Below are 12,394 nucleotides of genomic sequence, written 5' to 3' on the forward strand. Positions count from 1 at the left end.
ATTAATTAAAAAATAAGTTAATTTACACTTCCTTTTTAAGGAATGTTTATTTTTGCGCCTGCATTTTTAATAAAATAATCAGTTTATGTATAATTCAAAGATTTCAGGGTTAGGCTATTATGTTCCGGAGAACGTGGTTACTAATGACGACCTTTCCAAAATAATGGATACTAATGATGAGTGGATCCAGGAACGTACAGGTATAAAAGAAAGAAGGCATGTAGTAAAAGGCGGTGGCGATACTACCACAACTATGGGGGTAAAAGCTGCTAAAGTTGCTATAGAGCGTGCCGGTATAGATAAAAACGATATCGATTTTATTGTGTTTGCAACCCTTAGTCCTGATTATTATTTTCCGGGTCCGGGTGTGCTGGTACAAAGGGATCTTGGTTTAAAAAGGACCATAGGTGCACTTGATGTAAGAAACCAGTGTTCGGGCTTTATATATGCACTTTCGGTAGCCGATCAGTTCATAAAAACAGGTATGTATAAAAACATACTTATTATAGGTTCTGAGCTACACTCTACGGGTCTTGATATGACTACTAGAGGACGTGGTGTTTCAGTTATTTTTGGTGACGGTGCAGGTGCTGCGTTACTAACAAGAGAAGAAGATAATACTAAAGGTATCCTTTCTACACACCTTCATTCAGAAGGTCAGCATGCTGAGGAGTTAGCGCTTATAGCTCCGGGTATGGGTAAGAGATGGGTTACTGATATTATAGCTGAAAATAATCCTGATGACGAGAGTTATTATCCGTATATGAACGGTCAGTTTGTGTTTAAAAATGCGGTGGTACGTTTCAGTGAAGTAATCAACGAAGGTTTGAATGCTAATAATCTTCAGGTTTCAGATATTGATATGCTTATACCTCACCAGGCTAACCTTAGGATTTCGCAGTTTATTCAGCAGAAGTTCGGTTTAAGTAATGATCAGGTATATAACAATATCATGAAGTATGGTAATACCACTGCAGCTTCTGTGCCTATCGCATTGACCGAAGCATGGGAGAACGGTAAGATTAAAGAAGGTGATACGGTTGTGCTTGCAGCTTTTGGTAGCGGATTTACCTGGGGTAGTGCTATCATAAAGTGGTAAAATGAAACTTCACAGGATGATTCTTTTAGGAATGTTATCTGTGCCTGTTGTTTTGGGAGTGTATTATTTCCTTCCCGAAAAAGCATTACCTAAAGGTAGTGTGGTAGACAGGTTAGTGGTGTACAAATCAAAAAGGAAAATGCTTGCGTACAACGGTGATACTCTTTTAAAAACATATACCATTTCGTTAGGGAAAAATCCGTTAGGGCATAAACAGTTTGAAGGGGACAATAAAACTCCGGAGGGTGTTTACAGTATTAACGAACGGAATCCTAACAGTGCCTACCATAAAAATCTTGGAGTTTCGTATCCGAATGAGGTCGACAGGGATTTTGCTGCAAAACAGGGTAAATCTCCGGGCGGACTTATTAAGATACACGGGCTGAGGAATGACAGGGGGTATATAGGCAAGTTTCATCGCTGGAAAGACTGGACAGCCGGTTGTATTGCGGTAACCAATGATGAGATTGATGAGCTTTATACAGCAGTAAAAGAAAATGCAGTAATAGAAATACTGCCTTAAAATAAAAAGCCCGGAACATTGTTCCGGGCTTTTCTTTTAACTAACTACTAATCTCAAATGATTGAAAAAACGAAATTTCACTCTATTTGTTTACTTTATATGTTGTTTAGAACATGCCTCCGCTGCTCTGTTTTGTGTTGTTGTCACGATACTTGCGTTGCATAGCTCTGTTTTTACCACCACCAAACCTGTAGTTCAGGTTGAAATAAACCGTTTGACTTTCCCAACGGAACTGTCCTCCCTGTGGGAATGGGTTTTGGCTGTCAAAGGCATAACGCATGGTTTTGAACATGTCGTTAAAACGAAGGCTTAGCGACATTTTATCGTCAAGAAGACTGTAACGAACACCAGAGTCTACCTTGTACATTTCTTTACTGTTGTTTTGTACACCGTTTACAGGACCTCTGTAAAAACCAAACAGTATAAAACTCAGCCTTTGATTAACTCTTAGGTTTGCGTTTAACCTTGCGTTAAAAGCATTAGCGTCTATCGATTTGATTACAAAATCATACTCTCCGTCAGGTTGCAGTATACTTACAGCACCTTTTTGCGAAATACTCGAAAAATCAATTGCCGGTTGTATGTCTATCCACTTTGCAATTCTGTAGTTTGCCGAAAGCTCAAAACCATAAGAGTTGTTTTTGTCATAGTTATCAAAACTCATTATCTGGTCGTTTTGATTTGCTGTAGTTTCATCTGGATATAAAACCCTGCTTATCTCATCGTTTATAAGTCGGTAAAATACACCTCCTGTGATTGAAGATCCTTTGCCAAACATTTTGGTATAGTTAAGTTCAACCGAATTGGTGAACTGAGGTTCAAGCTCTGGGTTACCTAAAGAAGTGATTAATGGAGTAGAAAACTCCCTAATAGGTTTTGTTTGTTCTAAACTCGGCCTGTCTACACGACGGCTGTAGCTTAACTGAAACATGTTCTTTTGGTCAAGGCTATAGGTTAGGTAAGCCGATGGGTAAACCGTAATATAGTCATCGTCAAAATTTACATTACCGGTTACAGATCTTGCTTTTACTTTATAACTCTCAAAACGTGCTCCTACCTGATATCCGAACTTTTCAAATTTTTGCCCGAATGTTGCATAAGCAGAATAAATATCGGCATCATAGGAGTAGTCAGAAACCGGGTCGATGATTAACGGGTTGGTTGTTTGGTAATCGTTGTCTGAACGGATTAATCTTGCCTCTGCACCCAGCTCCAGCTTTGATTTATCACTAAGCGGATTTACATAATCAAGATTTAAAGTCGCATTTTGACGTGTGTCTTCAACCCTGTCCACATAGTTGCTTGGAGTAGTTCCGGTAACTATATTGTATACACCTGCCTGTGCGCTTTTGGTGTCGTTTAGGTTTCCTTCAAAATCAAGAGTATGACCTTCTTTGTTAAACTTGTGTTTGTAAGCAAGGTTGTATGTGTTATTGTGGTTTCCGCTAATAAAATCAGATATTTGAGAAGTATCGTCTTCCGTATCATTCAGGTAATCAATACCTATATCTATTCTGGATTCGGCATCAAAACTATTAAGGTTTACGTATGCAGAAATAGTATTGTTGTCATTAATGTAAAAATCCAGTCCGAATTTACCAAAGTAGTTCTCGTTATCATTGTAGATGTCTAAATCCTGTATAGAGTTAAGGTCAGGGCTGTTTCTGTAAACCTCTCCCCAGTTGTAGCGTTTGCCTAAGTTATTACCCATATTGGTAAAGAAATTCACTTTACCCGAACGGTAGTTCATATCAAGCGAGTTGTTGTACTTAGGTACTTTGCCAAAAGTAATCCCTGAGTTAAAGTTTCCGTTAAACCCGTCGTTAGTGTTTTTGTGCAGGATGATGTTGATGATACCCGACATCCCTTCCGGGTTATACTTGGCACTAGGATTGGTTATAAGTTCTATTTTCTTGATTGAGGTAGAAGGAATTTGTTTTAATAACTGCGCCGGACTAATGTTTGTTGGTCTTCCGTCTACAAGTATCCTTACATTTTGATTACCGCGAAGGGAAATATTACCATCCTGGTCTACATTTACGCTAGGTATGTTGTTCATAATCTCACCAGCGGTTCCTCCTGCGGTAGTAAGATCACGACCTACGGTGATAACCTTGCGATCCAGTTTCTGTTCAATGGTCGATACCTCTTTTACAATTTCCACTTCCTGTAGCATGGTAGCTTCTTCGGTAAGAAGTATAGTGCCCATGTCAAACATTTTTACAGCTTCGCCAAGAGTAATGTCTCTTTTAAAGGTTTTGTATCCCATAAACTGTGCTTCGACAGAGTATTTGGCTAGCGGAAGGTTTTTGATATTGAACTTACCGTTATCGTCTGTAATGATTCCGGTAACGACTTTGTCACCGTCTTTTACAACTATGCTAACGTATGGTAAAGGCTGTTTTGAATTTTTATCGTTAACCTCGCCCGTTATACTGCCCGGGTTTTGAGCATACATAGAGAATAGGCTCCCAAACAGGAACGCAAAAAGCAATTTGAATTTCATTTGTTCGAAAATTGATTGATGATTGATGATGTCTTCGTGTAGTTTTTAAAACGTGTACACTACACAAAATCCTCCAAAACGTTTTTAAATCTATTTATCCGCTTTGTTATACATAAGACAATCGTGTGTGGGAAATGTTACATATTTTAACATGTTTTTTTCTTCTTTTTTCAAAAGGGCTCATTCATAGGGGTGTAGTTGTTGTTTTAATTGTTTGTAAGAGTGAGTTATGTGTTTGTTTTAGGGGGAAGATGAGGTTCTGATTTAAAATATGATTGCAATAATTATTTTAGGAATTTTCCTTTTAGCCTGTCAGGCAAATATTTTATCTTTGCAGGCTTAAAAACATTATAAAAATGGCATTGTCACAAATACTTACTTCCCATATCGAAAAAGCGATAAAAGAATTGTTTGATGTAACCCTTGAAAAGGTTGAACTACAGGCAACACGAAGGGAGTTTGAAGGCGATATTACCATGGTTATTTTCCCATTGCTAAAGCTTGTAAAAAGCAATCCTGTAGAGTTGGGAAATAAAATAGGCCAGTACCTTACAGATAACTCAGAGATTGTTGACCGATACAATGTAGTGTCGGGCTTCCTTAATGTTGTTATTGCAGATGCCTATTATGTAAACTTTTTTAATGATATAAAAGAAGATGAGAATTACGGACTGTTATCTCCGGAACCGGGAGATAAGGCTGTAATGGTAGAATATTCTTCCCCAAATACAAATAAACCACTTCACTTAGGTCACGTGCGTAATAACCTTTTGGGTTATTCGGTAGCTGAGATAATAAAAGCATCGGGTAAAAAAGTATATAAAACCCAAATCATTAACGACAGGGGTATACATATTTGTAAATCGATGCTGGCATGGCAAAAATTCGGTAACGGGCAAACTCCCGAAAGTACAGGCTTAAAAGGGGATAAGCTTGTAGGTAATTTTTATGTGGAGTTTGATAAGGCCTACAAAGAAGAGGTAAATAAGCTGGTAGCACAGGGTTCAACCGAAGATGAGGCTAAAAAGAATGCTCCACTGATGCTTGAAGCACAGGAAATGCTTCGTAAATGGGAAGCAGGAGATAACGAAGTTGTTACGCTTTGGAAAAAAATGAACCAGTGGGTTTACAACGGTTTTGCAACTACATATAAAAACCTTGGGGTTAACTTTGATAGTTACTACTACGAGAGTAATACTTACCTGTTAGGTAAAGATGTAGTGGAAGACGGTTTAGCAAGAGGCGTATTCTTTAAAAAGGAAGACGGTTCTGTATGGATTGATCTTACAGATGAAGGACTTGATGAGAAACTGGTACTTCGTTCTGACGGTACATCTGTATATATTACTCAGGATATAGGTACTGCGATTCAGCGTGTAAAAGATTACCCTGATGTAGGAGGTATGGTTTATACAGTAGGTAACGAGCAGGATTATCACTTTAAGGTACTTTTCCTTATCCTTAAAAAACTGGGTTATGACTGGGCTGCAAACCTGTATCACCTGTCTTATGGTATGGTTGATCTTCCGTCAGGAAAAATGAAGAGTCGTGAAGGTACTGTTGTAGATGCTGATGATTTAATGAATGAAATGACAGCTACCGCAAAGCAGATATCTGAAGAGCTTGGTAAACTTGAAGGTTATAGCGAAAAAGAAAAAGCAGAGCTATACAGAACAATAGGTATGGGGGCTTTAAAATATTATATACTAAAGGTAGATCCTAAAAAACGAATTTTGTTCAACCCAGAGGAATCGGTAGATTTTGCAGGTAATACAGGTCCGTTTATACAATATACTTATGCAAGGATACAGTCGCTTATCCGTAAGGCTGATTTTGATTTTTCTGCGCCATTAAGCAGTGCCGATGTGGTGCTTCATGAAAAAGAAAAAGCAGTACTTAAACTAATAGCTCAGTACCCTGAAGTTATACAAAATGCTGCCGAAAGCCATAGTCCGGCATTAATAGCTAACTATATTTATGAATTGGTAAGGGAGTATAATTCTTTCTACCAAACTGTAACCATATTGGGGTCTGAAGTAGAAACCGAAAAAATATTCAGGATACAGCTGTCTAAAAAAGTGGGTGAGACAATAAAATCTGCTTTTGCTCTGTTAGGTATAGGTGTACCTGAAAGAATGTAATAAACATCCAGTTTTGTGAGCCAGAAAAATAAGCCTTACTTTTTACAGTCGTTCGCTATTGTAGTATTGTCAATAGCGGCATTTGTTGGCTTTAAATCTTTTTTACCTGAAAAGATTTTTACAGAAACCGAAACCGTTAGTAAGAATGTAGTGGTAGACAGTTTATTGCTGGATGCTATTGAGGTAGAAAAGGCTATAAAGGCAGAAGATACTGCTGCTGTGACAGAGGTGGATACACTGGAAGAATCAGAAATTGTTTTTGAGGAAAAGCACGGTGTACAGTTTCCGCCCGAAACTTTTGAACAGTACAAAGGATATCAGCATCTTGTTGCTCTTTTCCAAAAATTATACGGACTGGAAGAAACCGGAAGCGGTAATGTGAGGATTGCCTATTTTGGCGACTCTATGACCGATGGTGATATGATAGTGCAGGACTTCAGGTCTAATCTTCAGGAAAAATTTGGAGGTGAGGGAGTAGGTTTTGTAAATATCACATCAGAGTCGGCGGGTTCACGAGGTTCGGTACTACACCAATATTCAGGGAACTGGAAAACGCAATCCTACTTAAATGTAAAACGTCCTGATAGTCCGTTTGGTGTAAATGGGTATGTGTTTTTTACAAAGCACGATACCGTTAAACCTATATGGGTAAAATACAGGGCAGGAGGCTTAAGGCATATGAACAGGTTAAACAGCCCTACACTGTTTTATGGTAAGAGTAATAATACCGAAGCCAGTGTGGAATTTATAGCTGGTAAAGATACCCTTGTAAAGAAACTTAACCCTGTAAATAAGCTTAATACATTACTGGTTACTTCGGCTAACCCAAGGTCACTTGAAGCCAATTTCATTAAAGCCGATTCTATTCCGTTTTACGGATTTAACTTTGATAATGGTAAAGGTGTACACGTAGATAATTTCTCTAACAGGGGGAATTCAGGTTTGCCTATATCGCTGTTTAATACAGGGGTTATGAAAGCTTTTAACGAAAAGCTGGGTTATGATCTTATAGTACTGCACTACGGTACTAATGTTTTGAATTACGGTTCGTACAATTATACCTGGTATGAAAAACGTATGGGTATTGTTGTAAATCACCTTAGGGAATGTTTTCCGGGTGTGGATATACTTGTTATCTCTACCGCCGATAAGGCTACTAAGTATGATATGGAAATGAAAACCGATTCGGCTGTTGTGCCTTTAACACTGGCACAAAAGCGTTATGCTATACAAACCGAATCAGGATTTGTTAATCTGTACACACTTATGGGAGGTGATGGTTCTATTGTAAAATGGGTAGATGAGGAAGTGCCTGCTATGGCGAATAAAGACTATACCCACTTTAATTACAGAGGAGCCAAAAAAGTAGCCGATCTTATTTATAAGCAGCTTATAAATGGCTACGAGAAATACAAAGCCTTAAAGAAAGAAGCTGAGCCGGAAGTGGAGGAAACAGCTCCGGTAAAGGAAAATGATTCTATAACCGTTTTAAAAGACAGTATTAATGGTTAGGAAGTTAAGTTTTATACTGTTTGTATTAGTCTTTTTTGCTAATGCTTCGGCTCAGGTAGATACTGATTCTACCGAAGTGAGTATGGATAGTATTGTTATAGATAGTACTGTAATCCTTTCTGATAATATTATTACCAATTCATTGGTCTTAAATGCTGTTTTTGAGAAGTTATTTCAAATAGAGACCGAAGGTAAAGGGCATGTAAATATTGTACATATAGGAGATTCACATATTCAGGCCGATTTGTTTACAGGAGCTATTCGCGAAAAATTGCAGCAGGAGTTTGGGAATGCCGGTGCAGGTTTTTCCTTTCCGTATAACCTTGCTAAAACCAATGGCGGCTATAGTGTAAAGTTTTCATCAAATGCCGCATGGGAAAACAGAAGGAATGTGTACAGTCCTGACGGAACCGAAGTAGGGCTAAGTGGTATAGCGCTTACTACCAACGAGGATTTTGCTATGGCTATTGAACCACGTGATACGGCTAATGCATTTAATACAATAAAGATTGTTACACCGCACAATCTGCCTATGTTTGATGTAGCTACGAGCTCAAAGACTATTATATTAGAATCTACAGAGCCAAAGGTAATAATCCATAAAATTAAAAGTGGTGATGCACTTTCCTTAATAGCACAAAAATATGGTACAACTGTATCGCAGATTAAAAAGCTAAACGGATTACGCTCTAATAACATAAGAGCGGGTAAAACTTTAAAAATACCAACAGGGGAAAAGATAAAGAAAGAGATAGAAAGGTCAGAATTTATTCCTCTTGCTTTGAAACAGGATAGTACCTGCTGTTATTATTACAGCGAGGAAGCTCTGTCAAAAATATACCTGCTGGCTAATAAAAATCAAAAGCAATATAACCTTAACGGTGTTGTGCTGGAAAAAAATACTGCTGGTGTTTTATATCATGCGATAGGAGTGAACGGTGCAAAAAGTTCTGATTACAATAAATATCCCATGTTCTTTAATCAGCTAAGGGTGCTTGAGCCCGATTTGATTGTGATTTCATTAGGGACAAATGAGTCTTTTGATAAAATGTCTGCATCGGATTATATGGTGCAGATGAATAGTTTTATAGACAGTGTGAGAGCTGCAAATCCTGATGTTAGTATTTTGGTTACCACTCCGCCACCGTCACTGTTTAAAAGGAAATATCCTAATACTTTTGTAGCCGATTATGCTAAGACCCTTACCGTTGAGGAAACCGAAAAAGGATATGCTACATGGGATTTGTTTACGGTAATGGGAGGTTTGTTTAGTGTGAATGATAACGCCAAAAAAGGACTGATGTCTTCAGACAGGGTACACTATTCAAGAGACGGATATAAACAACAGGGTATACAGTTTACCGAAGCATTTTTAAACGCATACAATAATTTTAAAACAAACAGGGAGTAATGCAGTTTACAGATTTTGTACCGCAAATTTCATCTTGGCAGGACGTATTGGACTGGTTCGCATATAATCCAAAAGAACCTTTGCTGTTTAATTCGGCCCGCTTCCTTAGGATGTTTGTTGTGTTTTATGGGATGTATCTTTTGTTGCGAAATACTTTTCGCCTAAGGATATTCTACGTGATATGCTTTTCGTTGTATTTCTATCAGCAGTCCAGCGGATTTTATTTTTTGCTGCTCTTGTTTACTACATCGCTTGATTATACACTGAGTTACTTTTTATACCGGGAAACCGATACGTTTAGACGAAAACTATATGTGTGGTTTAGTGTAGTGGTAAATCTTAGTTTTCTGTTCTATTTTAAATATACCAATTTTCTTATAGGGAGTTATAATGACCTTTTTGGTGGTAATTTTGATTTTCAGGATATTATACTTCCGGTAGGTATATCGTTTTATACCTTTCAGTCTATAAGTTACACCATAGAGATATACAGGAAAGAAATAACTCCGGCAAAGAGCTTTCCGGACTATCTGTTTTTCGTATCGTTTTTCCCGCAGCTGGTTGCCGGGCCTATTGTAAGGGCTAAAGATTTTATACCAAAAATTTACGAAAAGCTTCATATATCAAAAGAAGAGGTTAACTACGGGTTGTTCCTAATTATTGGCGGACTTATAAAAAAGGCGGTAATATCAGACTATATTTCTATCAACTTTGTAGACCGTGTTTTTGATGCACCAAACAGTTATACGGCTTTTGAAAATCTTATGGCGACCTATGGTTATACATTACAGATATACTGTGATTTCTCGGGATATTCTGATATGGCAATCGGTATAGCTTTATTGCTTGGTTTTGAACTTCCGCCTAACTTCCGTACACCTTACAAATCATCATCTATTACTGAGTTTTGGAGAAGATGGCACATATCGCTTTCTACTTGGTTAAAAGACTTTTTATACATATCGGTAGGAGGGAACAGAAAAGGGACTTTTGCAGGTTTTTTATTTCCTTCATTGTTCTTTTTCGGGTTAATACTTTGGGGGGTAACCTATGGTCCCGATAGTAACCTGCCCTTTATATTAAGCCTTGGAGCTACTTTGTTATTCATACTTACGTTTGTGCTTTCCAAAAACAAGGAAAAAACTATGTATACTAATTCCAACCTTATGACTACAATGCTTCTGGGTGGATTATGGCATGGTGCTAGTCTTCGTTTTATTATTTGGGGAGCGTTGCACGGTATGGCACTTTCGGTACATAAGATATTTTTAGAGTTTTTTCCTGCCAAAAAAAGTAGTGAACATCCTTTAGAATCTTCCCGTTCAAAAAAGAGAAATCAAGCTACTGTTGGGGCGGTAATATGGAAGTTGTTTTCTGTTGTTCTTACATTTCATTTTGTTGCATTTTGCTGGATATTCTTCAGGGCAAAAGATTTTACAACAGCATTAGATGTAATAAACAACATAGCAAAAGTAACTTTTGAGCCCGAGAAATGGCAAACTATTGTATTGGGTTATAAAAATGTATTTCTTTTAATGCTAATAGGTTATGTTTGGCATTTTCTTCCGGAAGGCTTTACTCAATTTATGAAAAAAACCTTTAATAAAACACCTTTAGTACTTAAGGCAGTTATTTTAGGACTGGCCTACTGGTTAGTGTATGCAACAGCTTCTGCGGGACCACAGCCATTTATTTATTTTCAGTTTTAATACTTTTTCATAAAGTAGTTATATAAGTTAGGTTTTTTTGCAAAAAAATTATTAAATTTCGCATCTTAACACATGCTTAACTATTAACTATGAGAAAAAAACTACTTTTTGCTTCTTTTTTGTGTTTCTCTTTATTTAGCAGCCCTACGCTAAGAGCACAGGAAGAGCCGTATACTTTACAGGTTTTTGAGGAAGCCGTATTTTACGGGATGTATGAAGCTACTGTAAGCGAGCCGGTTCCTGAAGGGGCTATTCGTAACAGTAATTCATCTTACGGGAAAATGCTAACTGAAGAACAATTAGCTTCGTTTGGTAATACTCTAACAATGACAGTTACCTTAAATCCGCTATGTGATAACTATGACAGGATTGGTAACGTTAACCTTGCTTTTGTTCCAAAAGGACAAACCACTTATGTATATAATGAGGTAGACAGGATAGAACTTGGTCGTTTTATTACTCCATTTATGGATATGAATGCTGCGCTTCAGGAAGTTCCATATGAGTTTGATCTTGACAATATTACACAAATATTTCATGATGAGAGTATAACTTCAGTATATGACCTATGGGTTGAGCTTGAGGTTTACGGTTATCAGGGAGGTCCTGGTCAGGGAGGTGCTGCGGTAGAAATAGATGGGTGTTCAGACAGGAATGATGTTTATCAGGGTAACTTAGAATTTACTTCTACAAATAATCCTCTTGTTATTAACGGAGATGATAACGTTTTTATACCGCTATCATACAAATATGAACTTAAAAACTATACTCTTGATGGTACAGATGTACTTGGAGAGACAGTTAGAACAATAAACTTTACCCTTGAGGAGGCTTTGCCTAATGCTAAGTTTTATCTTATTACTTCAAACCACGGATCTAACTCAGGTGGTGAGGAGTACATCAGAAGACAACATTATGTTTATTTAGATGATGAGCAGGTTGCAACATATAAGCCTGGAGGAGTTTCTTGTGTTCCTTTCTTTGAATATAATACACAACCTAGCTGTATATATTATGATTGTTCACAAAACCCTTCACCACCAAGGCCTGATAATAATGCTGCCTGGTCTTGGAATAACTGGTGTCCTGGGGATAAAATTCCAATTAGGGTAATTGAACTTGGTGATCTTGCTGCCGGAGAACACTCATTTAGAATTGAAGTGCCGGATGCGGTATTTAATGATGGTCAAGGGTATTTCCCAATGTCTGTATACTTACAAGGATTCTCTCAAACTCTTGGTGCTGAAGATTTCAATACAACAGCTTTTAGTCTTTTCCCTAACCCGGTTGTAGATATAGCTGAGGTTCAAACTGTAGATGGAAGCAGTATAAGTAACGTAACAGTTGTAAATACGCTTGGTCAGATTGTTTATTCAGGTACAAGTGAGAAAATGAATCTTTCTCAGCTTCAAAGTGGTGTGTATATCGTTAACGTTAGGTTTGATGATAACAGAACTGCTACTCAAAAGTTAATAAAAAGCTAATTTATTTAG

Annotated in this window: 8 protein-coding genes; 7 read left to right on the plus strand and 1 reads right to left on the minus strand. The window is 37.6% G+C overall.

Features of this window, described 5'->3' with window-relative positions; genetic code table 11:
- Positions 1 to 85 precede the first annotated feature (85 nt).
- On the plus strand, positions 86 to 1,099 hold the full coding sequence (locus V3Z67_RS03215; protein ID WP_330441940.1) for a 3-oxoacyl-ACP synthase III family protein: 1,014 nt from the start codon (positions 86 to 88) through the stop codon (positions 1,097 to 1,099).
- 1 nt (position 1,100) lies between these two features.
- The gene (locus V3Z67_RS03220; protein ID WP_330441941.1) at positions 1,101 to 1,622 is read left to right on the plus strand and encodes a L,D-transpeptidase family protein; all 522 of its coding nucleotides are present in this window, start codon (positions 1,101 to 1,103) and stop codon (positions 1,620 to 1,622) included.
- A gap of 106 nt (positions 1,623 to 1,728) precedes the next feature.
- Here the strand turns inward: V3Z67_RS03220 and V3Z67_RS03225 are convergent, their stop codons facing one another.
- On the minus strand, positions 1,729 to 4,128 hold the full coding sequence (locus tag V3Z67_RS03225; protein WP_330441942.1) for a TonB-dependent receptor domain-containing protein: 2,400 nt from the start codon (positions 4,126 to 4,128) through the stop codon (positions 1,729 to 1,731).
- A 356-nt stretch (positions 4,129 to 4,484) separates the two neighbouring features.
- Here V3Z67_RS03225 and argS point away from each other — a divergent pair, with 356 nt between their 5' ends.
- From argS to V3Z67_RS03250, 5 genes are all read left to right on the plus strand, one after another.
- Complete coding sequence (gene argS, locus V3Z67_RS03230) at positions 4,485 to 6,269, plus strand: arginine--tRNA ligase (protein WP_330441943.1); 1,785 nt, start codon at positions 4,485 to 4,487, stop codon at positions 6,267 to 6,269.
- Between the two features lie 15 nt (positions 6,270 to 6,284).
- Positions 6,285 to 7,781 (plus strand): hypothetical protein, encoded by a 1,497-nt coding sequence (locus V3Z67_RS03235; protein ID WP_330441944.1) that lies wholly within the window; start codon positions 6,285 to 6,287, stop codon positions 7,779 to 7,781.
- Positions 7,774 to 9,192, plus strand: a complete 1,419-nt coding sequence (locus V3Z67_RS03240) for a LysM peptidoglycan-binding domain-containing protein (RefSeq protein WP_330441945.1) — start codon at positions 7,774 to 7,776, stop codon at positions 9,190 to 9,192. The genes V3Z67_RS03235 and V3Z67_RS03240 overlap by 8 nt, the downstream gene beginning before the upstream one ends.
- Positions 9,192 to 10,901: an MBOAT family O-acyltransferase gene (locus tag V3Z67_RS03245; protein ID WP_330441946.1), complete on the plus strand. Its 1,710-nt coding sequence runs from the start codon at positions 9,192 to 9,194 to the stop codon at positions 10,899 to 10,901. Before V3Z67_RS03240 ends, V3Z67_RS03245 begins: the two co-directional genes overlap by 1 nt.
- A gap of 89 nt (positions 10,902 to 10,990) precedes the next feature.
- Positions 10,991 to 12,385 (plus strand): peptide-N-glycosidase F-related protein, encoded by a 1,395-nt coding sequence (locus V3Z67_RS03250; RefSeq protein ID WP_330441947.1) that lies wholly within the window; start codon positions 10,991 to 10,993, stop codon positions 12,383 to 12,385.
- Positions 12,386 to 12,394 lie beyond the last annotated feature (9 nt).

Origin of the sequence: Flavobacterium sp. C4GT6, from assembly GCF_036347315.1 — a bacterium.
Classification (GTDB): domain Bacteria; phylum Bacteroidota; class Bacteroidia; order Flavobacteriales; family Flavobacteriaceae; genus Flavobacterium.